Genomic DNA, 26,804 nt, shown 5'->3' with positions numbered 1-26,804 from the left:
CGCGGCCACAGGAACGACCATGCCGACAACGAAGCTGATGTGCTCGCTCCACGCCGCCCCACGCTCTCCGCTGCCGCGCGCGCGCCGTCTCGCAAGCGTCGCTTGCGCGGCGGCGCTGCTCGCCTGTTCGCCTGCGCCGCCCGCGCGCGCTCCGGCCGCGCCGAGCGGCGGCGCTGCGCCCGCGGAGGCGCCGCCGGGCGAAGCGGAGCCGTGGCGGTCGACGCTCGATCGCGATCACGCGCTCGTCGGCAAGCTGTGGGACGTGAAGGCCGGCGCGTTCGTCGACGTCGCGGCGCTCTCGCCGCGGCTCGCCGCCGCGCGGTTCGTGCTGCTCGGCGAGCGGCACGACAACCCGGACCACCACCGGCTCCAGGCGCGCGTGCTGGAGCAGGTGGCGGCAGGAGGGCGGCGCCCGCGGGTGGTGTTCGAGATGCTCGAGGCGCAGCAGCAGTCGGCGATCGAGGGCTACGCGGCGGCGCGGCGAGACGCCGTCGGCTTCGGCGCGTGGATCGGCTGGGAGAAGACGAGCTGGCCGCCCTATTCGGAGTACCTGCCGATCTTCGACGTCGCCTTTCGCTTCGGGTTGCCGATCGTGGGCGGCAACGTGGCGCAGGACGAGGCGCGTGTGCTCGCGCGGCAAGGCCTTCAGGGCGTCTCGTCCGAGCGGGCGGCCGCGCTGCGGCTCGAGCAGCCGCTCCCGGCCGCCGAGCAGGCGTCGCTGGAGCAGGAGCTCCGCGACTCGCACTGCGGGCACCTGCCCGAGCGGCTGATCCCGACGATGGCGCTCGCGCAACGCGCGCGCGACGCGCAGCTGGCGCAGGCCATGGCGCGCGCGGAGGCCGGCGGCGCCGTGCTGATCGCCGGCGCGGGGCACGCGCGGCGCGACCGCGGCGTGCCGTACTGGCTATCGCTCGAGGCGCCTGGAGCGGAGGTGCTGAGCCTGGCGTTCGTGCAGGTGCAGCGCGGCCTGAAGGAGCCGGCCCGGTACGCCGCGCAGCTCTCGACGGCGACGCTGCCGTTCGATTTCGTGTGGTTCACGCCGCGCGTGTCGGACGGGGATCCGTGCGCCGCCTTCCGGGCGCGCTGACGGCGCCTTCCGCCGCGACGGAGCCTGGCGTGAGAGGGCCGCGCGGCGGCAGCCCATGATCCGTGCAGCCTCCGGCTGGCGACGGCTCTCTACCGGTCACATGTCCCGGCGCATCGGTCACGCGGCGCGTGCCCCGCGCAGCATCGAGGCCTGGCTGCAGGCCTGGGGCGAGGCGCCGTCGGACACGCGGCGTGACGGATTTGCGAGGGGGCCCGGAATTGATGGGGTGGGAGGCGGCTGCGCGGCTCGTGCGGGATCCACTGCGCGAGCCAGGCAAGCCGCTTGAACAACCATCATGACCGCAACTGCCCGAGAGTCTACCGATGCCCTCAATTGCCCATGAAGCCCTGGTAGAGCTGTTCAAAAATCGGCCGACGCTCGCTGCCGAGATGCTGCAAAGCGCGCTCGGCCAGCGGATCCCCACCTTCCAGGAAGCGCGTGTCGAGTCCTCGGATCTGACCGAGATTGTTCCCTCGGACCGCCGGGCGGATCTGGTCGTCGTGCTCGTGGGGGCGCAGCAGCGGCCCGCGATGGGGATCGTCGTCGAGGTCCAGCTCGGCGTGGATCCGGACAAGCCCTACGTGTGGCCAGTGTACATGGCGCAGACGAGGGCCCAGCATCGCTGCCCGACCCGGCTGCTGGTCGTGACCACCGATCCTGCGATGGCGCGGTGGTGCTCGCGGCCCATCCACACGGGCCATCCGGGCTGGACGCTGAGGCCGCTCGTGCTCGGGCCTGAGGGCGTCCCGGTCGTCACCGACGCCCAGCAGGCCAAGGCCGCGCCCGAGGTGGTCGTGCTCTCGGCGATGGCGCACGGGCACAGCGGCGTGGGGGAGGCGATCGGCGTGGCGTTCCTGGCGGCGGCTGCCGGCCTCGACGAGGAGCGACGCGCTGTCTACGGAGATCTGGTGCTATCCTCGATGAACGAGGCGGCGAGGCGGACGTTGGAGGCGATGATGAAGAGCGGATACGTGTTCCAGAGTGAATTCGCGCGCAGTTACGTGGCGAAGGGAAAGATCGAGGCCAAGGCGCAAGATGTGCTCGCCATTCTCGAAGCGCGTGGCATGGACATCCCCGCGGAGGTGCGAGAGCGCGTCCTCGCGAGCACCGATCTGGCCGAGCTGGACCGGTGGATCCGCCGGGCTGCGGTCGTCGGTGACGCCTGGGAGTTGCTCGTCACGACCGGCGCCTGAGCACGCGCCGCAGGCCTCCGCCAGCTGCCGGGTCGTTTGGACCCGGCGCCGAAGGGGGTTGCGCTTCAAGCTCGCTCCCCGCCCGCTCCACGGCTCACCCGCCACCCCGCGCGCATCGCCGCCCATCAAGCCGTGCCAACCTCGCGACGAGCGTTGTTGTTGTGGCTTTACCGCTACAGTGGATAGTTGCGCCCCGCGGGCACCGATCGGGGTCCCCGGCCACAGTCTCACGACCCGCCACGCTTTACCGGTTCATCTTATTGATGGCGATGGTCGCGTCCGCTGTTGATCGTGGCGCCACGATGCCCCAGAGTGCCCGGCCCTGGAGGTCAGTTTCGATGGCTTTGCGTTCATTCCAACAGTCAGCCTTCCTGGTTCTTGCGCTTGGGACGGTCGCGCTCCTGCCGGCCTGCTCGGACGATGACGGCGGCGCGTCCGCGAGCTCCGGGGGGACGGGGGGCGCGTCCGCGAGCTCCGGGAGCTCGGGGAGCACCTCCGCCCAGGGAAGCGGCGGCGCTGGAGGCGGCACCGGCGGCTCCGGGAGCACGGGTGACGGCGGCAGCGGCGGCAGCGGCGGCGACGGCGGCGACGGCGGCGGCCCCGACGCGCCGGGGATCACGCCCAACCCCATCATCTCGCGTGGCAAGCCTGCCTTCGCCTCGAGGGGAACGGCGTCGGTCATCAACGACGGCAAGTACAGGTCGGCGGGGACCTGGATCGCGGGCAAGCCCACCGCGGGCGCGCCGGCCTGGATCGCCATCCAGGTCGGCGACGGGTACGAGCGGCTGCTCCTGAGCTGGACGGCCTCGTACAACTACAACTACACGGACGTGCAATACGGGGCGCCGGGCGCCTACCGCGTGGAGACGTCGAGCGACTCCACGGACGGCTCGGACGGCACCTGGAAGAGCGTCGCCGAGGTGACCGACAACCCGGTCCGCACGCGCGCTCACAGCTTCGATTTCAGCGGCCAGAGCTGGGTCCGGCTCGTCGTGACCGCGGCCCCCGCGACGTCCGACGACACCGGCGTCCAGCTCGACGAGATCGACGTGCACGACATCTCGAACGGCGCGGAGGACACGTGGTTCTTCCTCGGCGACAGCATCACGGCGTTCGCCTACGACCGCGACACGCCGGCCACGCAGCCGAGCTTCGCGGAGAACGTGCACGCAGCGCACGCGTCCAACTACCCCGCGATGATCAACGGCGGCATCGGCGGCGAGCTCACGAGGAGCACGGACCGCCCCAGCGCGCTCGATCGCATCGATGACGTCCTGGCGATGAACCCCGATTACCACTTCTTCGCCATCGGCTACGGCACCAACGACTCGTGGGACCAGACCGACCCGAGCACCTTCAAGTCGAACCTGCAGGAGCTCATCGACAAGATCCAGGCGGCGGGCCGCGTCCCGGTGCTCGCGCGCATCCCGTTCTCGCCCGACGGCCACCACGACGCGGTCGGCGTGTTCAACCAGGCAATCGACGAGCTCACGGCCGAAAACGCCCTCACTCCAGGGCCGGATCTGTATGCGTGGTTCGAGGACCACCCCGAGCAGCTGACCGACAAGGTGCACCCGGATCCCGCCGGGCGCGTCGCCATGAACAAGCTCTGGGCCGAGGCCGTGGACGGCCTCTACTCCGGCCAGCAGTAGGGCGCGGCGCCGACACGGCCGGCGCGCCGAGGTGAGCGCTCTTGCCACGCTGCGCGGGAAGCGACAGGATGCGCCTCGCGACCGGGCCGAGCGCCACGTGACGCGTCGTCCCGCGGGCGCCGGAGCGGAGCCGTGATGGACGACGATCGGGAAGAGGAGGACACGAAGCGGGACATCGCTCCCTACGTGCCGCGCCGCCCCGTGATGGCGGTGATCGGCAACGGCCTCGCGCTGGACGCGGCGACCGAGGCAGTGTGCGTCGAGCTCGGTCGCCGCGCCGTCGAGGCGGGGTTCCGGCTGGTGACCGGCGGGCTCGGGGGCGTGATGGCCGCCGTGTCGCGCGGCGGGCGCGAGGCGGCGACCTGGCGCGACGGCGACATCGTGGGGCTCCTGCCCGGGTACGAGGCGTCCGCGGCCAACCCGTACGTGGACATCGTCATTCCGACCGGAATGCAGATCGGGCGCAACATCCTGGTCGTCGCGGCGGCGGACGTCGTCGTGGTGGTCGGCGGGGGCGCGGGCACGCTGAGCGAGATCGCCGTCGCCTGGCAGCTCGGCAAGCCGATGCTCGCGCTCGCGACGAGCGGCGGCTGGGCGAGGCAGCTCGCCGGAGGACGCGTGGACGACCGGCGCTCGGATCGCATCGCGTCGGTCGCGACCGCGGAAGAGGCGGTCGCGGCGGCGTGGGACGTCGCGGGCCGCGGCCGCGCCGGCGGCGGCCGGGCCTGAGCCACCTCCGCGGGAGCGCGCGCCGAGCGCAGGTGACGGCGAGCACCCTGGCGGCAGCGCGCACGAGGTGATCTCGCTGGAGCGCGGGGCGGGCGTCTCCTGCGAGCGGGGAGCGGGCCGCGATCCGCGAGGGTCGATGAGCGGAGAGGGCCAGTGATTCCGGGCCATCGCGGCGCGGGCGGTCGAGCCGGCCGCGAGGCGGCCCGTGCTAGGCTCGGCGCCGATGTCGGAAGCGGAAGAGGAAGAGATCCGGCGGCTGAGCGCCCGCGTCGGGACGACCCTCCACGGCAAGTGGCGGCTCGACGCGCTGATCGGGGCGGGCGGAATGGCGGCCGTCTACGCGGCCACCCATCACGTGGGGCACCGCGTGGCCATCAAGATCCTGCACCCGGAGGGCGCCGTGTCCCGCGAGCTCCGCGCCCGCTTCGAGCAGGAGGCGCTCGCCGCCACGCGGCTCGGCCACCCGGCCGCGGTGCAGGTCCTCGACATCGACGTGACCGAGCAGGGAGAGCCGTTCCTGGTGATGGAGCTGCTCGAGGGCGAGAGCCTGCGCGAGCGCGCGTTGCGGCTCGGCAGCGTCCCGATGCCCGAGATCCTCGCCCACGTGGACACGCTGCTCGAGGTCCTCCGGGCCGCGCACGACGCCGGGATCGTCCACCGGGACATCAAGCCGGACAACCTCTTCGTGACGCGCGACGGGCGGCTCAAGGTGCTCGATTTCGGGATCGCGCGCATGAAGCAGGGCGGCGCCGGCCTGAAGACGCGGACGGGCGCGGTGCTGGGCACGACGAGCTACATGGCGCCGGAGCAGATCCTGGGGAGGGACGTGGACGGGCGGGCCGACCTCTATGCGGTGGGCGCGACGATGTTCACGCTGCTCGCGAACCGGCGGCTCCACGACGCGGACGGGCTCACCGAGGGAGAGCTCCTCATCAAGATGAGCACGACGCCGGCGCCGCCGCTCTCGACCGTGGCGCTGGGCGTGGATCCGCGGGTCGCGCGGGTCGTGGACCGCGCGCTCGCCTTCCAGGTCGAGCGGCGCTACCCGAACGCGCAAACGATGCTCGCCGACGTGCGCGCCGTGCGCCGGGGCGAGGAGCCCCCCTTCGCGACGGCGGGGGCGGCCGAGGGCGACGCGCGCACGCGCGCGCACGGCAGGGGCATCCCGGGCGGACCGCCGGTGGGCGCGGCTTCGCTGGGCGCGAGCTCGCCGGCGCTGTATCCCGGGGCGGGCGCGGCTTCGCTGAGCGCGAGCGCGCCGGGGATGTACCCGGGAGCGGGCCCGCCATCGCTGGGCGCGAGCGCGCCGGGGATGTACCCGGGAGCGGGCCCGCCATCGCTGGGCGCGAGCGTGCCGGGGATGTACCCGGGAGCGGGCCCGCCATCGCTGAGCGCGAGCGCGCCGGGGATGGTTCCAGGTGCGGGCGCGCCGCGTGCACCGCAGCTCGCCGTCGTCGGCGCGGTCGCGGTGCTCCTCTTCTGCGTGGGCATCGGGGCGGTGCTGCTGCTCTGGCCCTCCCGCGACGAGGGCGCCCGGGAAGGCGCGGCGCCGGCCTCCGTGTCCCTGAAGGACATCCCGCAGGCCCAGAGCTCGGTGGCGCCCGCGGTCAGCGCCGCCAGCTGCGCGCCGGGCATGCCGTGCACCTGCGGGGGCGGCAGCCCGGGAAACGCGCCGAAGAGGTGCGAGCTCACGTGCGGTGAGGCGTCCGGCTGCAGGCCGAGCTGCTCCGACCGCGACGTCTGCGAGAGCCGCTGCGCCGGAGACTGCCAGTCCTCCTGCGCGAAGAGCAAGGCGTGCGACACGAGGTGCGCGGACAACTGCTCTGTCGACTGCCGCAACGCGGACACCTGCCAGGCCACCTGCGGCGCACGCTGCTCGTATACCTGCGAGGACGTGGGCAAGTGTTTTCCGGTCGTGGGAGACGGGAGCGTCGTGAGGTGCAACCGGGTCGGAGGGTGCGAGGTGACCTGCACGGGCTCGTGCGCCGTATCGTGCTCGAATACCGGGGGATCATGCCCGGTGACGTGCCAGGGGCAGGGGCCCGCGGTGAAGTGCCGCGACGGGCGCAAGGCGTGCGGCGACGGCTGCTCGCTGCCGCGGTGAGGCGGCGCTCGCCGAGCGACCTCCGCGACAGATCCTGGGATGTCCCGCCGCGCCTCACAGCCGCGCCCTGCGCAGCGCGAGCAGCCAGTCGTTGAGCTCGTCCTGGTTGGGCGGCTCCTCCGGCAGCACGGCGCGATCGTGGGCCGCCTCCAGGGTCGTGAAGGCCCGGGAGATCTGCTCTGCCCAGCGCGCGGCGGTATCGGGGGCGAGCGCCGTCTTCTCGCCGGCGCGCTTCTGGTCGACCAGCTCGCGCGCGGCGCTGAAGCCATAGAGATCGAGGAGCGCGGTCACGTCGGTGACGATCTCGCCTGTCCGGAGCGCGTGGGCGCCGGTCAACGTGGTCCTGAGGACGTAGAGGAGCTTCTTCGCCGAGGTGCGGCCGCCCGACTCCCAGGCGCGGAGCTGGCTCGTGGCGAAGCCGACGTAATGGCGGAAGATCCGGCGCGACAGCGCGGCGGCGACGAGCGGGCGGAGCGAGGCGAGGTCGGGGGCGACGTGGAGCTGGAGGGGGCCGAGGATCCGCTCGATGTAGTTGCCGTTGCCCTGGAGGACGCCGAGGAGGACGGGGTGGATCTCGTTCGATGTGTAGTCGATCTCGACGCCCTCGATGACCTCCATCCGCGCGGGGCTCGCGCTGCTGCGGAGCAGGCCGAGCAGCTTCTCGGTGGGCTCGACGTGCACCGCCTTGAGATCGAGGTCGCTGTCGGGCGAGGGGAAGCCATAGGCATGCGCGCCGCTCAAGGCGATGACGAGGTGCGGCCGCTTGGCCTCCTCCTCGGCGATGACGCGCGCCGCGACCTCCTGCTGCTTTGCCTCGAGCACCTGCGTGTTCATCCCTCGTCCTTTCCTTCGGCGCTGCCGCGCGCCGGGCCCGGGTCTCCCTCGTCCCAGACCGCGACCGGCGCGGGGGGAGCGTCCTTGCCGAGCGGGCCCGGCTCCGCCGAGAGGTGCCGCCGGGCGACCTCCTCGCGGACGCGCCGGAGGAGCGCGTCCGCGCGGGGCACGTCGGGGTGCGGCGGCAGCTTCGTGGCGAGCCGCGCGGCCTCCAGCTCGGGGGTCATCGACTCGGCGAGCTCGATGGTCCGGTCGAGGGGCCAGGCGCCGGTCTTGATGGCGAGGAGCGCCTCGCGGAGGTCGCCTTGCACGACCAGGTCGACCTCGCCGTCGCGCAGCCAGCGGATCGCGGTGGCGATGAGGCGAACCAGGTTGTAGGCGTTCTTGGGGCGGAGGTCGCGGGCGGGGTCGATCGAGGTCCGGCCCTCGCGGGCGAAGGCGGCGAGCGAGGCGAAGTCGCGCGCGGGCAGCAGGCCCTGGTCGTGGAGCGAGCGGTAGAGCTGCTTGACGTACTCCTTCGCCTGGAGCTCCCGGTCCGCCTCGGTCGGCGCGGCGCGGGGGCTGATGGCGGCGAGCTTCCGGGCGACGTCGTCGAGGGAGAGCGAGGGCTCGTCGGCGAGCCAGTCGAGCACCCGTTCCCGGTGCTCGGCGAGCCGGTGCGCTTGCGAGAGCCGCTTGAGCTGCGAGAGGGCGTAGCGGCCGAAGCTGCCGTAGATGGCGGAGGAGACGAACGACTCGCGCGCGGCGAGGAGCCAGGCGCCGATCTCGTCGCGAGGCTCGGCGGTGCGGACGAAGAGGAGCTCGAGGGTGTTCGGGTCGGCGCGGAGGGCCTGGCGGATGGCCTTCTCGATCTCCCAGTACGACGCGCTGCCGTCGGCGCTCACGAGGTCGGTGGGCGGCTCGGCGAGGCCGGTGGTCCAGGGGAAGGGGAGCGCGAAGACGCCGCGTCGGTCGGTGTCGGACCCCTCGCTCGCGAGGCCCCAGGCGCGTGAGCCCACGACGGCCTCGAGGACCACGGCGGGCCGGAGGGCGTCCCAGGCGGCGCTCCGCCGCTCGGCGTGCCGCACCTGGCCGGCCTTGCGCGGGACGAGCTCGTCGCGGCGGTAGCGGACGACGCCGATGCCGATGAGCATCACGTCGAGCTCCGCGCCGGCCGAGCCGACGACGCGCCCGACGGCGCCCTGGGGGATGCGGCGCTCGCCGAGGAGGCGGTCAACCCGGGTGGTCACCTCGGTGCCGTGGGGAAGAGGGACGGCGAGCGGATCGAGGTGGGTGAGGCCGCGCAAGCGGAGCTCCATGAGCGGACGCTACCACGTGAGCGGCGACTCGACCCAGGTTGGCACGGCGACCTGCGACCCGACCCAGGTTGAGCGGCCCGACCCAGGGTTGGGCGATCAGCGTTGCGAAACAACCTGGTCAAGGTAGCGGGGGTAGCATCGGTAGTAACCCCATACTACCCAGGTTGGGGTAGTACAGCCGTCCACCAGCGCCGACCGCCTGCCGGCCGCCACCCATGGCATGCGCGCCTCGTCTGGGTCGAGCCTCGGATCATCGCTCGACCAGCAGCACCGGCCTGCCCGAGAGGGCGAGCGTCACCTTGCCGTCGCGCGCGTCGGCTGATGTCTGCGCGCCGTCCCATGCATGGACATCGAACCCCGATGACGTCGCGAGCTCGACGTTCGCCGACGCATCCTCCGTGTCGTTCGGCGTCGCGGCCCAGAGGGCGATGCGGCGTTTGCCTCCCTTCTCGAACACCACACCTCGCGCGTCCCGTGGCAGCGCGAGCTCCTTCGTCGCGCCGTCATCGTAGGACGCGCCGAAGAGCACTTCGTTGAGCGTCGTGTATGCTTTGCCGAGGTCGGTCTTGGTCGCCTGATCCACGCTCGTGAGCGCGCCGACGTCATTGTAAAGTCCCATGTGCCCAAACACATCGTCGCTCCCCTCCTCGCCGTTGGACAGAATGAACCAGTCGACGCCGCCGATGCCGTGTGCCTGCGCCAGCGTCATCACCTTGATGAGGTAGTTGCGCGCATACTCCGGGCTCCCGACCTCCGGGTACGCCGGCGTGGGCGCGAGCGGCGCGCCGCTCTCCGAGACGTTCCACCCCTCCACCTGCACGCCGGCTTCGGCGAGCGCCGCGGCAAAAGCGTCCTTCGATGCGAGGAGGTCGTCGACGGACGCGTCCGAGCTCTTCGGGCTGAAGATCGGGTAATAGTGGAAGTCGACGACGTCGATGTAGGCGCCGCCCTTCTCCGGGTAACTCGGCGTGATCGCCCCGCCCTCGGGATTGTCGGTGTAGCGCAGGATGGCCGAGAGGAACGCCGGGTATCCGATGCCCCCCGTCGCGATCCGCGCGCTCGGATCCGCTTTGCGCGCGGCCTCCTTCGTGACGCGCAACATCCTTATGTAATCAAATATCGATCCGTTGAACCGGGGGAGATCGGCGGCCTTCGGCGGCTCGTGAGCTCCTCCACCCGCGTTCGTAGCCACATCGAGCGTCCGGTTGTTGCGCAGGACGGTGGCGCCGAGCCCGCTCTCCGCGAGCGCGTCCTCGGTGGCCTGGTTCACCGATTCGCGCGCGGCGATGGCACAAGATGGCTGAGCCAACTTGTGCCACGGTCGCTGGAGGCCCATGGTGGCGAGCGCGGATCTCCCGCAATTTCAGGTTGGTTCGCGAATTGCTCCTGGCAGTGGTCGTACTCGGGACCGCGGCAGACCGCGGCACACGCGACTGCTGGTCCCGAGCGGTAGCTTGTTGGGAGGCTAGAAGAATGATGAAGACGTTCAGGGGATTTGGGGCGCTCGCGGTGGCCGGTATGGCGCTCGTGGCCGGGCTCGGCGGTTGCACCGCGCAGGCTGGCGATGACGAAGACGTGTTCGGCTCGATCAGCTTGCCGCTCGCGGCGGAGGCGCCGTCCGGAGCGCAGTATCGGCTGCGCAATGCCACGTTCGAGATCCGGAGCGGTTACTATTACTACTACGAGGACGAGAACGTCGGCGTCGGCGTCGTCACCAGCGGCGGCGGTGCCTCGTATCCCGGCAACCTTGTCTTGACGGTCAATAGCGAGGACGAAGATCCCGACGCGAGCTCCATCCTCGTCGATCTCGAGCAGGGCTCGTACAACGTCACCCTGCTGCCGGGCTGGACCTTCGAGAAGGTCCAAGGCGGGACCGTAACGCCGGTGGAGGCCACGCTGCTGTCGTCGCAGACGGTCTACACCTACGTCTCGCCGCACTCGACGACCTGGGCTCAGTATCAGTTCGGTATCGGGGACCGCGCGCTGTGGCTCAACGGCAAGCTGAACATCAACATCGACGTCTACGAAGACCCGAGCGAATACTACTACTACGGCGAAGGGGGCGCCGGCGGCGCGGGTGGCTTCGAGACCTCGACCGTCGGCGTGGGCGGCTCCTGGCCGGGGACCGGCGGCGCGGGTGGCTTTGAGACCTCGACCGTCGGCGTGGGCGGCTCCTGGCCGGGGACCGGCGGCGCGGGTGGCTATGCCGGGGCCGGTGGCGGCTCGCCCTGACGCGACGGCTCCCCCCGCGGCAGCGGCGATCGACGCCGGCCCGGAACGCTCAGCGACGCCGCTGGCCGCCCTCGGGAGCTCTGCCCCTCTCGAGCTCGTCCCTGGCTTCGAGAGCCCCTAGGCCCGAGGCGCCGCTGCTCGTCGCGCGGAGCCGGGTCCCCCCGGCGCCGTGCCCCGCGCACGTTGTCGGACGAGCAGGGGCGCCGTGTTCAGAAGTGGTCTCCGCGCCCGCGCAGCCCTCCATCGGGGCTTGATCTGCCAACGGGGCCCAGGGTTACGCTGGCGCGTAGCCGAGCCGCCGGCACCCGGCGGACGGCGCTCCTGACGATGAGGGAACACGTGCACACGCTCGCCCGATCGCCGCTCGCGGTGGTCGAGTACGGCCTGGATCTCGCGATCACGGAATGGAACGAGAGCGCCGCGCGGCAGCTCGGCGTGCCGAGGCAGGAAGCCGTCGGCCGATCCATCGCCGAGCTGCTCCCCACGCCCGAGGACGAGGGCGTATGGCGGCGCCTGCTCGACGAGGACAGCGGCGAACGGCGCCTGCGCCACCCCCGGAGCGACGGCGGCCACGTCGCGTGTGCGTGGGCTCACCACCGCGTGCTCGATCCCCGCGGAGCGTCGGCCGGCGTGCTGTGCATCGGCCGCGACGTGACCTCCGAGGTCGAGGCGTCCCGGCGAAACGCCGAGCAGCAGGCGATCCTCCGCGCCCTCGTCGACAACCTCAGGATCATCGTCTGGGCCTCCGATGGCCGCGGCGTGTTCACCTACCTGGACGGCAAGGGCCTCTCGGCGACGGGCGTGAAGCCTGGCCAGCTCGTCGGACGGAGCGTCTTCGACGTCTACAAGGAGCACGAGACCGAGGGGTTGCGCCGCGCCCTGCGCGGCGAGCAGCTCCACATCATCTCGGAGGTCAACGGCAAGCCCCTCGAGAACTGGTTCGTCCCGATCGAGGACGAGCGCGGCGAGGTGGGCGCCGTGGTCGGCATCACCCTCGATCTCACCGAGTCGCGGCGCGCGGAGCTGGAGCTCCGCGATCGGCTCGCCTTGATTGAGCGGCAGCAGCTGGTCATCCGCCAGCTCTCGACCCCCATCCTCCAGGTCTGGAACGGCGTGCTGGCGCTCCCGATGATCGGCGTGGTCGACAGCGCGAGGACCGCGGAGGTGATGGACAGCCTGCTCCAGGCCGTCGTGCGCATCCAGGCCCGCTTCGCGCTCCTCGACCTGACCGGGGTCGAGGCGGTCGACACGAAGACCGCGAGCTACCTCGTCGATCTCGTCCGCGCGATCCGGCTCCTCGGCGCCGAGGGGATCATCACCGGGATCCGGCCGAGCGTCGCCCAGACCGTCGTCTCGCTCGGGCTCGATCTCGCCGAGATCACGACGCTCTCCGACCTCCAGGCGGGCCTCAAGCACTGCATCGGGCGCATGGTGGGCGAGGAGCGAGCGCGCGGCGGAAGGCCGCTCCGCGAGCGGTGAGCGGCCCCGCCTGGGAGGGCGCGCTCGACCCAGGTTGAAGGGGCCAGCGACACCCGGTTCCTTCCCGGGCGCCGCGCCGTGGGACGGCAGGCGCCCGCCGTCCGTCGCGAGAGCTCCGGCGACGACGACCGCCCCACGGCGGCGACGGCAGCGCTGCGCGCATCGCCCTCTCGCGGACGGCTGGCCCGCGCGTTCACCATCGCTCGTTGTCCTTTTCATTCACCACGGAGAAGTGTCATGCAGCTTCGTTCGATCCTCTCGTTTGCTCTTCCGCTCCTGCTTGCCGCGTGCGGCGCCGTTACTTCGTGCGGGGTCGAGGCCCCGATTTCCTCCTCGAAGGGGGGATCGAGGCCGAGGCCGGGCAAACGATCGACGTGGGCGACGAGCGGCTGAGCCGCGTCATGTTCGCCCGGCTCGTGCGCAAGGGCGGCGGGGTCCGCGAGGTCGCGCACGGGCCCGTGGCCAGCTATCAGCTCAGGACGCCCCTCGTCGCGGGGGACTCGCTCTGTCACGGCGGGTTCGTCGGCTACTGGATCGAGCTCCAGCAACTCGGCATCGCGCCCCATCTCAGCGCGTGCCGCAGCGAGTTCCAGAACGAGGGCCTCACGGCGCGCAACGACGAGCTCGGCCTGGACGTGCGCCTGTCCCACGCATGGGACCTCCCCGTGATCACCCTCTGCGTCGGCGTGGATCTCGGCCTCGCCGTCATGAGGCAGCGCTTCGAGACGTTCGGGCGCGCGCCCGAACGCCGCGGCCTCGCAGGCGCCTTCGGCGCCGGCGCCGGCGTCACCGTCGACCTCGTCCGAGGGCTTTACCTCCACCTCGAAGGGGGAGCACAGACGTACGTCCTCAAGCAGCGACGCGTGGGCAGCGAGGAGGCCGAGATGGCCCCTTCGTTGGCCGCGCGGCTCCGGGCGGGCATCGGCGTGAGCCTCTGACGTGCATTGACAGCGGCCTCGGTCCGGCGAATACTGCGCCTATCGGGCTGCTCCGAGCCCGGCTCCTCGCCTGCCGCCGGCACGGCTCGCGCGAGGCGCGAAGAGGGCGCTGCCCTTCGGGGTCCTGGCTCGTGATGCTGCCGCTCTTCCGTCGGTGCCGGCCGACAAGGATCGATCTCGGCAGATCACCTGGACAGGCCCGATGGGGAACCGTCACCACCACAAGAAGCTGCGCGCGGACGTTCGGGCCAGGATGGCCAGGACCGGCGAGAGCTACCAGAGGGCCCTCGCGCGGATCCTCGACGAGCGCTCCGCGCCGGCGCCCGCGCGCGGCGTCGATCTCGTGCCGATCGAGTACTTCGGCGCGCCGGCCGCGCTCGCGACGTTCGAGATCGCGGGGCGGCTCGCGTGCCTCGTCGTCTCGAGCTCCCATCGTCCGCGGCCGTTTCCCCACGACCCCCTCGTCGCGCTGGCGATGCGTGGGCCTCGGACCGTCCATTGAGTGATCTTCGCGAGCTCGATCGCCGCGAGGTCATGATGAACACGTCAACGAGAGATCGAGTGGACGCCTTCCGCGCGCGCGGCTTCTTCGTCGTGCCCGCCTTCCTCGACGCCGAGGGCCGCGCCGAGCTCCGTCGCGCGTGCGACGCCGCGCTCCTTCGCACACGAGCGCTCTCCCAGGAGACGGGTCACTCGACCCCGAGGATCTCGCTCCTCACCGACGGCATCGTCGGCTTCCAGGACGACCCGCGCGCGCTTGAGCTCATCGCCGCGTTCGTCGGCTCCCCGCGCGTCTGCGAGCTGCTCTCCGGTCTCGCGCGTCCGAAGGAGGGAGACACGCCGCGCCTGAAGGACGCACACTACTACCACGAGCAGACCAGGCGCGACTGGGACGGGGACTGGCATCGAGATAGCCAGCTCGGCCAGCCCGATCCGGAGATCGAGCGCGCAGTCGTCGCGACGACGACATCGGTGCACTTCCGGGTGGCGCTCGAAGACGACGACCGGCTCGAGATCGTCCCCGGCTCCCACGCCCGCTGGGACACCCCGCACGAGCTCCGGATCCGGCGCGGCGCCGATCGGACCACGCCGGACATGCCGAACGCCGTGCGCGTCGCCCTGCGCACCGGGGATGCGTGCGTCTTTCACGCGTGGTCCATTCACCGCGCGACCTACCTCCGCGAGCCTCCGCGCCGCACGCTCGACGCCCTCTACGCCTTCGGCCGTCCAACCGTGCGCCGCTGGGCGCCGCCGCGGACATGAGACGCGCCGCGACTCGCGCCGGCGGCGCTGTCACGCGCGGCTGTAAACTGTGTCAACCCGGAGTGGACACGGCGGGCGGGCCCGCGCGGCGTAGCGCCGCGTGGTGTGTGTCTTGCAGCGCCAGAGCTCCTCTCAACCTCAGAGCTCCTCTCAACCTCGGCAAAGGCAAGGTCGAACGGTGGACATGACCGGCAATTCCCGTCGGATGCTCTCGCTCCCTCTCGTGCTCGTCGCGCTCGGCCTCTCCGCGTGCGGCGGCGACGATTCGGGCGGCGGGGGCCCGGCAGACGCATCTTCCTCGGGTGGAGGTCCAGCCACTCCGGGCGCCTCCAGCAGCTCGTCCTCCGGCGGAGCCACCGGCGCTGGCGGCTCGTCGGACGGGGGCGCTGGCCCCGTGAGCAGCTCCACGGGCGACATGACCGGATCGGGCGGCTCGGGCGCGGGCGGCTCTGGCGCGGGTGGCTCCGGCGCGGGCGGCTCCGGCGCGGGCGGCTCCGGCGCGGGCGGCGCCGGCGCGGGCGGCGCCGGCGCGGGCGGCTCGGGCGCAGGCGGCTCCGCGCCAAGCACCGCGACCCGACCGCAGCTCACGAGCGCGCAGGCGGCGAGCCATACCGTCCTGAAGCACCTCGAGAAGGCCGGCGACCTCGCGTCGGGTCTCGTGACCGACCGCTGGGATCCCACCGCGGGCGCCGGCGACGTCGGCGGCTTCACGCCCAGGTACACGGTCGCCGCGAGCGGGGGCACCCACAGGACGGTGCAGTCCGCGATCGACGCGGCGGTGGCCGCCGGCGGGACGAGCCGCATCTACATCGAGGTCGCGGCCGGCGCTTACCGCGAGGTGGTCTGTGTGCCGGCGTCGGCCCCGCCGATCACGCTGTACGGCAAGAGCTCCGACGCCAGCCGGACGGTCATCGCGTACGACAACTACAACGGCAAGACCAAGCGGGCGGGCTCGCCCGCCAATCCCTGCAACCCGAACCTGAGCGGGACGACCTACGGGACCAGCGGCAGCGCGACCTTCGCCGCCTACGCCGACGATTTTCGGGCCAAGAACCTCACCATCGCGAACGACACCGACGAGCGCGCCGTCTCCGGCGGCACGCAGGCCGTCGCGCTGATGACGCAGGCCGACCGGCTGATCTTCGAGAACGTGCGCCTGCTCGGCAATCAAGACACGCTCTACGTCAAGACGCCGAACGCAGGGACGGTGTCGCGCGCGTACTTCAAGGGCTGCCACGTGGAGGGCGACGTGGACTTCATCTTCGGACGCGGCACCTTCGTGCTCGACGGCTGCACGATCAGGTACCTGACCGCGCGGCAGGGCAACAAGGGCGGGTACATCGTCGCTCCCAGCACGGATGCCCGCAACGACCACGGCATCCTCATCATCGACAGCGAGCTGACCGCCGAGGCCGGCACGCCGGCCGGGCTCGTCTACCTCGGCCGGGCCTGGGACGAGGGGCAGAACGACCTCGCGACGTACGCCGCGAGCGTCGCGAGCGGCGTCTATCCGAACGGCCACGCGATCCTCCGAAACTCGACCCTCGGCCCCCACATCCGCGCGGAGGCTCCCTGGCACGCCTCGACCGTCGATCGCCCCTACAGCTCCACGGCGGGCACCTACCCCGCGAACCGCTTCTACGAGCACGCCAACGCCGGTCCGGGCAGCGCGGCGCCCTGAGCGGCCGCGCGAGGGCGCCTTTCCTCTATCCTCGCGCCCATGGCGCCCCGCCAGCCCCTGCTCCTCCGCCTCGCCGGCGGGCTCGAGACCCGCCCCGTCAAGGCCGCGCTCTCGCTCCTGATCCTCGTCTCGGTCCTGCCCGTCCCGGGCCTCGAAGACGAGCTCCGCCCGTACTTCCTGGGGATCTTCGGCGTCGAGCTCCTCCTCCGGGCCGTCCTCCTGCGGCAGCGCGGGCGCGAGCGATCGCGCCTCGACGTCCTGCTCTTCGCCTTCGACGTCATCGCCTGGCTCAGCTTCCTGCCGCTCGAGCGGCTCCTCGACGCGCACGCGGCCCACGCCCTGCCGGTGCTGCGGCTCTCGCGGCTCTTCTTGCTCCTGCGCTTCACGCGCGAGATCGCGATCGACCTCTACGCGATCATGACCCGGCGCGAGCTGCTCGAGCAGTTCGGGCTCGTCACGCTGGCCGTCTGGGGGCTCGCGTTCGGCGCCTCCGTGCTGCTCAGCCACCTCGCGATCTCCCACGACTACGACGGCCGCGGCCCGGTCCCCGACACCACGTTCTTCGACCGGATCTGGTGGTCCTTCCGGCAGCTGGAGAGCGCCGACAACCTCGTCGCGAACCTCCACGTGCACCCCGTCGTCGCGGTCCTGTCGCTCGGCCTCACGGTGGTGGGCGTCTTCATCACGTCGTTCATCATCGGCATCGGCGCCAACGTGGTCGATCAGGTCGTGCGCGCGGCGCGGCGGCGGCCGGTCGGCTACGCCGGGCACGCGCTCGTGATCGGGCCGGTCCACGAGGCGGAGATGCTGGTGCAGGAGTTCGTCCGGCTGTACGAGCGCCACCGGGCGCTGCGCAGCATCCGGCTCTCGGAGCTCTGGGTGTGGCTCGTCCGCCGCGGTCCGCCGCCGACCCGGCACGCGCTGCCGCGGATGGCGCTCCTCGGCACGGAGGACGACCCGCCGGCGTACCTCTACGCGCCGAGGATGCGCTGGGTGGCCTACCGCAAGGGGGACAGCGCGCAGCCCGAGGCGCTCGAGCTCGTCGGCGCCACCGGCGCGAAGCGGGCGCTGATCCTCGCGCGGCCCGACGCCGGTCCCGACGCGGACGCCGTGACGGCGATGGCCCTCTCCTCGTTCCGGACGCAGAACCGGCGCGGCCACGTGTTCGTCGAGGTGCAGGAGAGCAAGAACCGCGATCTCCTCCAGGCGGTGGGCGGGCCGGGGACCTATCCGCTCGACATGCAGCGGTTCCTCGGCTTCTTCCTGTGCCAGCACCTGATCACGCCGGGCGTGGAGGCGCTCTACACCGACCTCATGACCGCCGATGGGTCGGAGTTCTACACGCACATCTTCCTCGGCGAGGAGGCGGTCCGGACCGTCGCCGCGCTCGGCGAGGGGCCGGGCGGCGAGATCTCGTTCTCGCGCATGGCGCGCGCGGCCTGCCAGAGCAACGTCATCCTCGCCGGCGTCTTCCTCGGCGACGCGGCGCCGGAGCGCCGCGCGGGCGAGCTCGTGTCGACGGAGGGGCTCGTGCAGTGGCTGAACCCGCTGCTCGACCCGCCCGAGGGGTCGCCGGCGTGGGCGCTCGGCGCGCGGGCCGGCCGGGTGCCGGCGCGGCGGCTCCGGGGGCTCATCGGCGTGTCGGCCACCTACGCGCCGCTCCGGCGCTACGGGCGAGAGCTGCTGATGGGCCGGGGGATCGCGCCCGCCGAGGCGGCGAACGGCGCGGGGGCGCGCGCGGACGGCGCGGGGGCGGCGGCGAACGACGCAGGGCCGACGGACGGCGCGGGGGCGACGCGGGCGTGGGCTGCGACGCTCTCGCAGCGCCGCAGCCGCCTCGATCGGGTGCTGATCGTCGGGTACAGCCCCGCGCTGCCGTCGCTCTTGCACGCGCTCGCGCAGTTCGTCCCGGGGATCGAGGTGACGCTGGTCCTCGGCGAGCGCGGCGACGAGCGGATGCCGCTCGCCGATCGGCTCGCCTCGCTCGGCGTCACGCCCGCGCCGGACGGCGCGCCGCCGGGCCAGGACGGGGCCAAGCTCGCGCTTCCGCGCGGCGGCAGCGCCACGGTGCACACGCAGCACGGGCACGACCTCGCGTCGCTCGCGGTGCGCTGCGCGGCGCGCGGGGCGCCGGCCTCCGCCGCGGTGTTCCTGAGCGAGCCCGAGGGGCTCGACCGCGACGCGCGCACGGCGATGCGGCTCATCCGCTTCGCGCGGGCGCTGGAGAGCGGCGAGCTCGCGCACGGCGCGCGGCTGCACGTGCTCGCGGAGTTCTCCTCGGTGGCCAAGGGCGAGCACGTCCGGAGCCTCCTCGACGCCGGCAAGTGCGGCTTCGCCGGGCCCGATCGGCTGCGGCTCAGCCTCGTCAGCACCGAGCGCATCAAGAACTATTTCATGGTCCACAGCGCCTTCGTGCCGGGAGTAACGACCCTTTACGATGAGCTCCTCGGCGAGGGCGGGCAGGACCTCGTGCGCGTCGAGGCGCCGCCGTCCGGCCGCGGGGAGCGGGCGAACGGCGCGATCGCCTTCGAGGAGCTCCGGGCGGCGCTCGAGCCTCGGGGCGTGATCCCGATGGCGCTGGAGCTCGACGACGGCGCCGTGCTCCTGAACCCGGAGCCGGGGCCTGCCCTCGCGGCGGCGCGGATCCGCGCCGTGTACGCGCTCGCGCGCGGCCGGGATCTCGCGGCCCACGGCGATCGGCAGGCGGAGGAGGGCGAGGGGCGGGAGGCCGCGCGCGGCGAGCAGGCTCCGCGGATCAGCGCCTGAGCCGCTCGCCGCCTCATTTCTTTCCGCCAGGCCCGAGGTCGCGCGCGATCTCCGCGGCGAGATGGGTATCCTGGGCTCGTGCCGGAGCGACCCGACCTGGAGTACGTCGTCCCGATCCTCGCGCGCGAGCTCGCGGGCGCGACCGTGGCCGCGGCCCGGGCCGACAGTCCGGTGGTGCTGCGCGTCCTGCTCCCGGAGCGCCTCGACGCGCTCCTGCCGGGCGCGGAGATCCGGCGCGTGGCGCGGCGGGCGCACGCCGTGGTCTTCGAGCTCGCCGGGGCGCGGGCGCTCGATCTCGTGGTCGCCCCGATGCTGGCCGGGCGATTCTCGATCACGCTGCCCGGAGAGACGCGGATCCCGACCGATCTCGCGTTCTCGCTGGCCCTGAAGGACGGGCGCGAGCTCAGGGTCCGCGACGAGGTGCAGATGAGCAAGATCTACGTGCTCGCGCGGGGCGAGTTCGACAAGATCCCCGGGCTCGAGCGCGTGGGCCTCGACGTCCTCGATCCGCAGGTGTTCACGCAGGACGCGTTCCGCACGGCCGCGTGCGGGCGGCGCGGCCTGGTCAAGGACTTCCTGATGGACAAGGCGGCGCTCGACTCCCTGGGGAACGCGTACGCCGACGAGGTGCTCTTCGAGGCGCAGATCCACCCGAAGGCCACGGTCAAGGGCCTCTCCGAGGCGGAGCTCGATCGCCTGCACGCGGCGATCGCCCGTGTCCTCGGCGACGCGACCCGGACCATCGCCCGGCGGGCGCCGGCGCTCGACGAGAAGCTCCGCGACTTCCTCAAGGTCCGCGGGCGCCCGGGCCAGCCGTGCCCGCGCTGCGGCGACAAGCTCCGCCGCGCGAGCCTCCACGGCTACGACGCGATCTACTGTCCGACCTGCCAGCCCGAGGAGGGGAAGGGCGCGGCCGCGGAGCTCCGCCGCGCCAAGCGCACGCCGGGGTGAGGCGGGTTGGCGGCGGCGCGCGAGGTCGCGCGAGGAGAGGCGCTCATGATGCCGTCATGCGATGGTCGCGTGCTCGTCCTTCGGAGTCGCGGTCGTCGATATATCCCTGCTGCGGCAAGCGCTGCTGCCGCGGTGGTGACCTGCAAAGAGCGACCTGGTAATCTGCGGGGGATGAAGCGCCTGGCCGTGTTTTCGGTCGTCGCCGCGGGCGCGCTGCTGTCCTCCGCGGCAGCGCACGCCGTACCCCCGAGCGGCAGCATCGCCTTGAACCAGCTCGATCCGACGCCACCCGGAGATGCGTTCTTCGGCGTGGCTTCTCCGACCATTGGAGGGCACCTCGTGCCGCGGGGCGTTCTGATGCTCGACCATTCGAGGAGCCCTCTCTCGCTCTCCTCGCACTCTGTGTCGGGGGACGTCGTCGGCTCACAGACGTTCCTGCACCTCGCCGGCTCGCTCGCGCTGTGGGATCGCCTGCTGGTCTCGCTGCTCATGCCCATCGCCGTCAGCCAGGACGGCGATAGCCCCTCCGTGGGAAGCACGACGTTCAGCTCCCCTCGGACGGCGCAAGCAGGCGACCTGCGCCTCGGGGCGCGGGTTCGTCTGATCGGCGAGGATCAGGACGTGTTCCAGCTCGGTATCGGCGTCTCTGCCCACTTCCCGACTGGGCCATCCAACTCGTACGTCGGAGAGGGCGCGGTGCGGCTGTCTCCGAGCCTGCTGGTGGGCGGCCGCGTGCGCCGGGTGATGTGGAGCGCGGGGCTCGGCATGGTCGCGCGCGCCTCCTCCAATCCTGCGTCTCTCACGACCGGCGGCGGGATCGGGGTCCTGTTGCTCGACAGCCGGCTGCACGTGGGGGCGGAGCTCTTTACGTCAACGTTGTTGCAACAAGGTGCTTTTCACGTGACGGAGCAGCGAAGGATCCCGCTCGACCTGTTCAGCACGGGCGCCGAGCTGCTCCTCGGCGCGAGGGGGCGGGTCTACAACGACGTCCTGCTTGGTGTCGCGGCCGGGCCCGGCCTCACCACGGCGATCGGGAACCCGGCCTTTCGCTTCATCGGCAGCGTCAGCTGGTCGCCGGCAGTTGCTCCGCAGCCCAGGCGCGCTCAGGACCCGGATGAGGACGGCATCCTCGACACGGCAGACGCGTGCCCGTACGCGTTCGGTCCACGGAGCGACGACCCGAAGAGACACGGCTGCCCGCGGTGGGATCTCGATGAGGACGGCGTGGACGATCTGGACGACGCGTGTCCCGACGCGTGGGGCGTGAAGAGCGAGGACAAGACGAAGAACGGCTGCCCTTTGGAGCTACCCAGCCTGGACCGAGACGGCGACGGGATCTCCGATGCAGAGGACGCGTGCCCCGACGAGAAGGGCGAGCCGCTCAAGGGCGACGCGGCGAAACGTGGTTGCCCCGTGACGGAGCAGGCTCCAGACAGCGGCGAGGATCCGTACCAGTAGGTGAGGTGGGTTGGAGCATGAGGTGAAGCTGGTGGGGTGAAGGCCAGCTGCCGTGCCTAGCTGCAGCGCGACGGCGCTCGCCTCCCGGCTGAGCGCCTGGCCGCGAGGAGCATCAGCAGGAGCGCCCATGGCGAGCCGCCGGCCGACGGCGACGTCCCGCACCCGTCCTGCGTGACGCCGGGGGATTTCACGCAACCGCCGCCCTGGAACTCGACCGCGCTCGCGGCGGCGGGGTTGTGTCCGGGCGGTTCTGCCGGTCCCGGCACGATATCGCCGCCGCCCTCGCCGCACCCGCGGTTCTGACCAGAGGTCGTTGCATCGCAGGGTGCATAGATCATCGAATTCGCTGCCAACTCGAGACGCGGGGTGCCAATCAAATCGACTGAGCCTCCGCCAACCAGCAGGACACGGTTCTCCTTCTCCTCCTCCTCCTCGAGCAGCGTGGCCGTCTGGCCTGCCAGCGAATGAGGCGTCATGATGATGTATCCTGTGCCCTTGTCGGGATCGTAGATCTCGGCAGGTGCGCTCGTTCCTTGTGGGGTGAATCCTCCCGTTACGAGCACCTGACCATTTTCGAGCAATGTCGCGGTATGAAGGGAGCGCGCGATCTGCAGCTTGCTCTTTTGCGGCTCCCAGCCATTCTGTGGATCGAAGATCTCGATCGAGTCGAGGATGGATTCTTTTAGATCATCTATGCTGTAATGTACATAGAGGCCTCTGTTTTGAAGCGTCTGCCCGCCCATGACGAGCACTCTGCCGTCCTTCAATCTTACGGCGGTGTGGAAGGCTCGCTCATGGTTGAGAGAAGGTGCTGCTTCAACCAAAACCGAACCTTCGTTTTGGTGGTTCGCTGATCGAACGAATGATATGATCTCGGAGGTGTTCAGCACAGATTTGCTGCTCTGCCCTCCTGCGATCAGCACCCTGCCATCGCCGAGCACCGTCGCCGTGTGACCCGCCCGAGGGGTGTTCAGGTTCGGCTGCCCCGCCAGTGAACTATCGAAGCTTCCTTCGAGAAACACGTCGATTGCGTCGGTTACTTCTCCATAGTCGTCGGCGAACCCGCCGGCGATGACCACTGCGCCACTTCCTACATCAGAGGCGGTATGCATGTAGCGCGGTGGGTTCAGTGCGTTCTCGAAGGAGCTAACGACATGAAAGTCATTGTCGAGCAGCAGAGCGTCGTTCAGCGGTTCGTGTCCAGTATGGCCGCCGGCCAAGAGGACTTGACCATTGACAAGCGTCGCCGTGTGCCCCGCTCGACCCAGGTAGCCGCGATCCATGTTGTCGGGTTCGTGTTGGAACCACTCTTTTTACCCCGCTTGAAGACCTCTAGCAGTTCAGTCGTTTTGGGGTTCGCTTCGGGGGAAGACTCTTTGAATCCACCAACGACAAGGACGTCGCCATTGTCGAGCCGCGTCGCGGTATGCAGCCACCTTGGCGAGTCGAGAGGGTTCGTCTCAATCCATGGGCTCGACGCAACCGTCTGTACCGGAACACTGCATGCCGTGACGGACGACCACGGCGCCGTTGAGTTGACCGCTCGCGTCTTCCTCGGGCATTGTTCGGTCACAGGCGCCTGAACAATGCCGAGCAGCTCGCCGGACATCACCTGCCTGCACACCCCGAATTTCAAAGTGACCGAATCGTCATTGCGTCCGTCGTCGTCCTCGTCGTCGTCGTTGACCCTGACAACGATCTCCGCGTCCATGGGGATATAGCATAGATCGCTTGGGCAAAATCCTTGTCCTCTGGTGAGAAACGCCAGGTTTATGTCGTGGATTGTGGCGCCGATCTCTTTGTTTAGTTTGACCCTGCACTCATTCTCGAAGAGATACACCGGTGCAAACTTCGCCTGCTGAAAGCACTTCGCTGGGGCCAGGCAGTCGTCCAGAAAGAGACCGTCGTTCGGGTAGATCTCCTGAGCCAGCACGGGCTCGTCCGCGCTCATGGGTACGCATTCCCCGTACCCATTGCATGTCTTATTGTTCTTCTTCTCCGGATCGCACTTGTCGGATGTGTCTTCGTAGCAGAGAATGGATACATCGATATGCGCGCGAGTCACCAGATTGTCCCGGACCTGCCGGACCACCGGGTCGAGCCTTACCCGTAGCTCTTCCCCCTTGAGTGCCTTGACGTGAATTTGCACATTGCGGTGCTCGCCGGACGGCGGGAGGACGCCGATGGTCGCCGGAAGGCGCAGGGAGCCCTCCTCTGCAGGGTCGAGAAGGTACAACTCGTGGTGTACGGTCTCGACGCCGCTCTTGATCTCGACGTCCAACCTGTCGATGTCCTTCGGGATGGCCAGATCCGTGCTGATGTCGATGATCAGCTCGCCCGGCGCGAGGCACGAGGACGCGCCCGCCGCCACCAAGCACACGAGCGCCTCTTGTACATAGGTCAGATACGAACGCCGCCTCATCGCACACCCCCGAACGAGAGCTGCACCGTCCCCGGTGGGATGCTTCCCATCACCGCAGGCTCGCGCTCGAATATCAGGGCCGCGCCGAGCACGGCCGTCCCTGCGAGCGCGACCCCGCCGAGAGTCCAGAGCCATGCGGGAGGCCCCGACGCCTGCGACGCGTCCAGCTTCACCGTGATGTTTCGCGTCTGAGCATCCTTGAACAGCACCTCCGACTGGTGCGCGATGAACCCAGGCGCCGTGATCCGGAGCGTGTGTCCCCCGCTCGGCAGCCAACCTTCCCACATGGCCTTGCCCAGCACCTTGCCGTCGAGCGCGATGAGGTCGTTGGGGCCCGCTCGCACGATGAGCCGGCCTCGATGGTACTCCTTCTCGAGTCGAACCATCAGGCTCACGTCCGCGCCGCCCTCGAACCGCTGTGTGTGGATGTGCTCCTTGAAGCCCGGCTTGCTGATGCGAATCCTGCGCATGCCCATGTCGACCAGCGCCGGCTCCTGGAGCGGTGTCGTCCCAACCAGCTCGTCGTCGATGAACACCGTCGCTCCAGGCTCCCGCGTCTCGATGCGCACGCGGTCCACGTACTTCTGCGCATCCGCCTCGACGCTGCGGGCCTGCTCGCGATCCTGCTCGTTCAAGAGCGCGTTCTGGCTCGCGCGGATCTGCCTCATCAAGAGGAGCACGCGCTTGTAGCGAGCGAGGTCCCGCTCGCATATCGCGATGTTCCAGAGCAAGCGCGGATCGCTCGACAGATCGTACGCCCGCTCGAACTTGATCCGTGCGTTCGCGTAGTCCTTCAGCTGGTAAAGGGTCTTGCCGGCTTCATACTCGACCTTGGCGGACCCGGTGAGGCTGCTGGCAAGCGGTGGGGGGGCGACCGTCGCGCCCTGAGGCGCCGCCGCCGTGGTCGGCCTAGAGCACCGATCAGGTTGATTTTGTGACAATCCCCGGCGCTTCGATGGAAGGCTCGACCGTCTCGCCGGGCCATGATCTCGTCCGCGGCCGGAGGTTCACGGATGGAACGATGGTCGCCGCCGGTGGAGCTGTCGCGGCAGGAGCAGTCGCTGATGAAGCGGCTGACACGCGTGAGAGCCCTGTTCGGCTTTCTCAGGCTGCACCGGCACGAGCTGTTTGATGAGACGTTCCAGGAGCAGCTGGAGGGCATGTACCGGATGACGGGGGCAGGCGAGCCGCCGCATCCGCCGGCGCTGATGTGCATGGTCACGCTGCTCCAGGGCTACGTCGGCGCATCCGATGCCGAGGCGGTGGAGCTGTCCGTCGTCGACCTGCGCTGGCAGATGGTGCTCGGCTGTCTGGGTGCGGCCACGCCTCCGTTCTCGCAGGGCGCGCTGCAGGCGTTCCGGGAGCGGATGGTAGCGCACGAGATGGACCGAGTGCTGCTGGAGCGGACCGTGGCGCTCGTTCGGTCCGGCGCGATGACGGAGGGCGAGAGGCGTGCGGTGTCCAAAGCGCTGCGCGTGGCCATCGACAGCCGCCCTTTAGCGGGGGCCGGGCGGGTTGAGGACACGATCAACCTGCTCGGCCATGCTGCGCGCAGCATCGTCGGCGTCGTGTCGAAGATCACCGGGCGTCCTGCCGAGGAGATCTGCCGCAAGGCGGGCATCCCGCTGCTTCTGGCGCCCAGCATCAAGGCCGGGCTCGACCTCGACTGGAGCGACCCGAAGCAGAAAGCGGCGGCGGTCCAGATCCTGGAGCGGCAGGTCTCGTCGCTGCAGCAGTGGGTGGACCGGCATCTGGACGACGTCGTCGAGCAGCCACTTCGCACCTATCTTGATGCGCTCACACAGGTTCGAAACCAGGACCTGGAAACAGCCGAGGATGGCACGATTCGCATCCGGCAAGGCGTTGCGCCCGACCGCCGTGTCTCCATTGAGGATGTCGAGATGCGCCACGGCCGCAAAAGCCGCTCGAAGCGGTTCGACGGCTACAAGGAACACATCGCACGCGACCTTGACCTTCCCGTCATCGTCGCCTGCGCCGTCACACCAGCGAATCGGCCTGAAGAAGAGGGCGCCGCGCCGCTCGCCGAGGACGTCCAGCATCAGGGGCTACGTCTGGTCGAGCTTCACATCGATCGCGCCTACGTGAACAGCCCGGTCGTTGACGACGTGCTCCGCGCGGGCGGCCAGGTGTTCTCGAAACCTTGGGGCCAGCGGGCTCGCAGCCCCGGTTTGTTCAGCAAGCGCGACTTCAAGATCGACCTGCGCGCCAAGACGATCACGTGTCCGGCAGGACAGGTCGAGGTATTCGAACCGGGCGACACGGTCGAGTTTGATCCTGAGGAGTGCGGCGCGTGCCCTCTGCGAGCTAAGTGCACCCAGGCCGCTTCCGGACGAGGTCGGACGGTATCGATCGCCAAGGACGAAGCCCTGCAGCGCAAGTTCCGGAAGCTGCAGCAGACCGGGCCGGGGCGCGAGGTGCTCCGGCAGCGGACAGCTGTGGAGCATGCGCTCGCCCACATCGCAGCGCGGAAAGGACACAGCGCGCGCTACATCGGCGCCAGGAGAAACCTGTTCGACCTCCGCCGCGCAGCGGCGATCCAAAACCTCGAAGCGGCCCAGCGGCTGATGCAGGAGGCGGCGTAAACCATTGGAATTAGATGGTTTTCAACATGTTCGGCGCTCTAGGCGGGGGTGCCTGGTGCTGCGCCGCCGTCACGCTCGGTTGCAGGCAGAGCGTCATGAGAGCAAGCATTGCGA

21 protein-coding genes are annotated in these 26,804 nt (G+C 70.6%); 15 read left to right on the top strand and 6 right to left on the bottom strand.

Translation table 11 applies throughout. The features are described 5' to 3' along the window. Nucleotides 1-19 precede the first annotated feature (19 nt). The 5 genes from NQZ70_RS42075 to NQZ70_RS42055 all read left to right on the top strand — a co-directional run bounded on the left by NQZ70_RS42075 (nt 20) and on the right by NQZ70_RS42055 (nt 6,765). Nucleotides 20-1,087: a ChaN family lipoprotein gene (locus NQZ70_RS42075; protein WP_129579251.1), complete on the top strand. Its 1,068-nt coding sequence runs from the start codon at nt 20-22 to the stop codon at nt 1,085-1,087. Between the two features lie 389 nt (nt 1,088-1,476). Continuing rightward, nucleotides 1,477-2,280, top strand: coding sequence for a hypothetical protein (locus tag NQZ70_RS42070; RefSeq protein WP_129581893.1), 804 nt, complete (start codon nt 1,477-1,479; stop codon nt 2,278-2,280). 338 nt (nt 2,281-2,618) lie between these two features. Continuing rightward, nucleotides 2,619-3,932, top strand: coding sequence for a GDSL-type esterase/lipase family protein (locus NQZ70_RS42065; RefSeq protein WP_129579250.1), 1,314 nt, complete (start codon nt 2,619-2,621; stop codon nt 3,930-3,932). 135 nt (nt 3,933-4,067) lie between these two features. Then, nucleotides 4,068-4,661 carry a TIGR00725 family protein gene (locus NQZ70_RS42060; RefSeq protein WP_129579249.1) on the top strand — a complete coding sequence of 198 codons (594 nt, stop codon included), beginning with the start codon at nt 4,068-4,070 and terminating at the stop codon, nt 4,659-4,661. 223 nt (nt 4,662-4,884) lie between these two features. Then, nucleotides 4,885-6,765: a serine/threonine-protein kinase gene (locus tag NQZ70_RS42055; protein ID WP_129579248.1), complete on the top strand. Its 1,881-nt coding sequence runs from the start codon at nt 4,885-4,887 to the stop codon at nt 6,763-6,765. Between the two features lie 54 nt (nt 6,766-6,819). Here the strand turns inward: NQZ70_RS42055 and NQZ70_RS42050 are convergent, their stop codons facing one another. The 3 genes from NQZ70_RS42050 to NQZ70_RS42040 all read right to left on the bottom strand — a co-directional run bounded on the left by NQZ70_RS42050 (nt 6,820) and on the right by NQZ70_RS42040 (nt 10,167). Next, the gene (locus NQZ70_RS42050; protein ID WP_129579247.1) at nt 6,820-7,599 is read right to left on the bottom strand and encodes a DNA polymerase beta superfamily protein; all 780 of its coding nucleotides are present in this window, start codon (nt 7,597-7,599) and stop codon (nt 6,820-6,822) included. Beyond that, complete coding sequence (locus NQZ70_RS42045) at nt 7,596-8,897, bottom strand: DNA polymerase beta superfamily protein (RefSeq protein WP_129579246.1); 1,302 nt, start codon at nt 8,895-8,897, stop codon at nt 7,596-7,598. The genes NQZ70_RS42050 and NQZ70_RS42045 overlap by 4 nt, the downstream gene beginning before the upstream one ends. A gap of 250 nt (nt 8,898-9,147) precedes the next feature. After that, nucleotides 9,148-10,167, bottom strand: a complete 1,020-nt coding sequence (locus tag NQZ70_RS42040) for a hypothetical protein (RefSeq protein ID WP_129579245.1) — start codon at nt 10,165-10,167, stop codon at nt 9,148-9,150. 203 nt (nt 10,168-10,370) lie between these two features. On the opposite strand from NQZ70_RS42040, the gene NQZ70_RS42035 reads away from it, so the two are divergent. The 9 genes from NQZ70_RS42035 to NQZ70_RS41995 all read left to right on the top strand — a co-directional run bounded on the left by NQZ70_RS42035 (nt 10,371) and on the right by NQZ70_RS41995 (nt 21,665). Continuing rightward, nucleotides 10,371-11,129 carry a hypothetical protein gene (locus NQZ70_RS42035; protein WP_129579244.1) on the top strand — a complete coding sequence of 253 codons (759 nt, stop codon included), beginning with the start codon at nt 10,371-10,373 and terminating at the stop codon, nt 11,127-11,129. Between the two features lie 339 nt (nt 11,130-11,468). Next, nucleotides 11,469-12,608: a PAS domain-containing protein gene (locus NQZ70_RS42030; RefSeq protein WP_237244545.1), complete on the top strand. Its 1,140-nt coding sequence runs from the start codon at nt 11,469-11,471 to the stop codon at nt 12,606-12,608. Nucleotides 12,609-12,895: 287 nt separating this feature from the next. Then, nucleotides 12,896-13,546 carry a hypothetical protein gene (locus NQZ70_RS42025; protein ID WP_237244544.1) on the top strand — a complete coding sequence of 217 codons (651 nt, stop codon included), beginning with the start codon at nt 12,896-12,898 and terminating at the stop codon, nt 13,544-13,546. A 202-nt stretch (nt 13,547-13,748) separates the two neighbouring features. After that, on the top strand, nt 13,749-14,048 hold the full coding sequence (locus NQZ70_RS42020; RefSeq protein WP_129579242.1) for a hypothetical protein: 300 nt from the start codon (nt 13,749-13,751) through the stop codon (nt 14,046-14,048). 59 nt (nt 14,049-14,107) lie between these two features. Continuing rightward, nucleotides 14,108-14,809, top strand: coding sequence for a phytanoyl-CoA dioxygenase family protein (locus NQZ70_RS42015; protein ID WP_237244543.1), 702 nt, complete (start codon nt 14,108-14,110; stop codon nt 14,807-14,809). Between the two features lie 394 nt (nt 14,810-15,203). Next, complete coding sequence (locus NQZ70_RS42010; protein ID WP_207217620.1) at nt 15,204-16,490, top strand: pectinesterase family protein; 1,287 nt, start codon at nt 15,204-15,206, stop codon at nt 16,488-16,490. Between the two features lie 39 nt (nt 16,491-16,529). After that, nucleotides 16,530-19,256 carry a hypothetical protein gene (locus tag NQZ70_RS42005; protein WP_129579241.1) on the top strand — a complete coding sequence of 909 codons (2,727 nt, stop codon included), beginning with the start codon at nt 16,530-16,532 and terminating at the stop codon, nt 19,254-19,256. 78 nt (nt 19,257-19,334) lie between these two features. Next, a complete protein-coding gene (locus tag NQZ70_RS42000) occupies nt 19,335-20,207 on the top strand; it encodes a DNA-formamidopyrimidine glycosylase family protein (RefSeq protein ID WP_129579240.1) in 873 nt (290 codons plus the stop codon). Nucleotides 20,208-20,378: 171 nt separating this feature from the next. Further along, nucleotides 20,379-21,665: a thrombospondin type 3 repeat-containing protein gene (locus NQZ70_RS41995; RefSeq protein WP_165374434.1), complete on the top strand. Its 1,287-nt coding sequence runs from the start codon at nt 20,379-20,381 to the stop codon at nt 21,663-21,665. 56 nt (nt 21,666-21,721) lie between these two features. Here NQZ70_RS41995 and NQZ70_RS41990 read toward each other — a convergent pair whose 3' ends face one another. From NQZ70_RS41990 to NQZ70_RS41980, 3 genes are read right to left on the bottom strand one after another with little or no spacing between them, the layout of a single operon-like run. Then, entirely contained in the window at nt 21,722-22,948 is a 1,227-nt protein-coding gene (locus tag NQZ70_RS41990) for a kelch repeat-containing protein (protein WP_129579238.1), read from the bottom strand. Then, nucleotides 22,852-24,087 carry a hypothetical protein gene (locus tag NQZ70_RS41985; protein WP_129579237.1) on the bottom strand — a complete coding sequence of 412 codons (1,236 nt, stop codon included), beginning with the start codon at nt 24,085-24,087 and terminating at the stop codon, nt 22,852-22,854. The genes NQZ70_RS41990 and NQZ70_RS41985 overlap by 97 nt, the downstream gene beginning before the upstream one ends. Beyond that, nucleotides 24,084-25,028 carry a PEGA domain-containing protein gene (locus NQZ70_RS41980; protein WP_129579236.1) on the bottom strand — a complete coding sequence of 315 codons (945 nt, stop codon included), beginning with the start codon at nt 25,026-25,028 and terminating at the stop codon, nt 24,084-24,086. The genes NQZ70_RS41985 and NQZ70_RS41980 overlap by 4 nt, the downstream gene beginning before the upstream one ends. Nucleotides 25,029-25,100: 72 nt before the next feature. Between NQZ70_RS41980 and NQZ70_RS41975 the strand changes: the two genes are divergently transcribed. Next, entirely contained in the window at nt 25,101-26,690 is a 1,590-nt protein-coding gene (locus tag NQZ70_RS41975; protein WP_129572542.1) for an IS1182 family transposase, read from the top strand. The last annotated feature ends 114 nt before the right edge of the window (nt 26,691-26,804 follow it).

Source organism: Sorangium sp. So ce836, from assembly GCF_028553905.1.
In the GTDB taxonomy this organism is placed as follows: domain Bacteria; phylum Myxococcota_A; class Polyangia; order Polyangiales; family Polyangiaceae; genus Sorangium; species Sorangium cellulosum_D.
This window is presented reverse-complemented; position numbering and strand designations above follow the sequence as displayed.

Bases quoted from the DNA above. Each gene is read 5' to 3' on its own strand.
- NQZ70_RS42060 (WP_129579249.1), top strand. From the start codon at position 4,068: ATGGACGACGATCGGGAAGAGGAGGACACGAAGCGGGACATCGCTCCC.
- NQZ70_RS42055 (WP_129579248.1), top strand. From the start codon at position 4,885: ATGTCGGAAGCGGAAGAGGAAGAGATCCGGCGGCTGAGCGCCCGCGTC.
- NQZ70_RS42075 (WP_129579251.1), top strand. From the start codon at position 20: ATGCCGACAACGAAGCTGATGTGCTCGCTCCACGCCGCCCCACGCTCT.
- NQZ70_RS42045 (WP_129579246.1), bottom strand. From the start codon at position 8,897: ATGGAGCTCCGCTTGCGCGGCCTCACCCACCTCGATCCGCTCGCCGTC.
- NQZ70_RS42065 (WP_129579250.1), top strand. From the start codon at position 2,619: ATGGCTTTGCGTTCATTCCAACAGTCAGCCTTCCTGGTTCTTGCGCTT.
- NQZ70_RS42035 (WP_129579244.1), top strand. From the start codon at position 10,371: ATGATGAAGACGTTCAGGGGATTTGGGGCGCTCGCGGTGGCCGGTATG.
- NQZ70_RS42070 (WP_129581893.1), top strand. From the start codon at position 1,477: ATGCTGCAAAGCGCGCTCGGCCAGCGGATCCCCACCTTCCAGGAAGCG.
- NQZ70_RS42005 (WP_129579241.1), top strand. From the start codon at position 16,530: ATGGCGCCCCGCCAGCCCCTGCTCCTCCGCCTCGCCGGCGGGCTCGAG.
- NQZ70_RS41995 (WP_165374434.1), top strand. From the start codon at position 20,379: ATGAAGCGCCTGGCCGTGTTTTCGGTCGTCGCCGCGGGCGCGCTGCTG.
- NQZ70_RS41985 (WP_129579237.1), bottom strand. From the start codon at position 24,087: ATGAGGCGGCGTTCGTATCTGACCTATGTACAAGAGGCGCTCGTGTGC.
- NQZ70_RS41990 (WP_129579238.1), bottom strand. From the start codon at position 22,948: ATGGATCGCGGCTACCTGGGTCGAGCGGGGCACACGGCGACGCTTGTC.
- NQZ70_RS41975 (WP_129572542.1), top strand. From the start codon at position 25,101: ATGGAACGATGGTCGCCGCCGGTGGAGCTGTCGCGGCAGGAGCAGTCG.
- NQZ70_RS42050 (WP_129579247.1), bottom strand. From the start codon at position 7,599: ATGAACACGCAGGTGCTCGAGGCAAAGCAGCAGGAGGTCGCGGCGCGC.
- NQZ70_RS42020 (WP_129579242.1), top strand. From the start codon at position 13,749: ATGGGGAACCGTCACCACCACAAGAAGCTGCGCGCGGACGTTCGGGCC.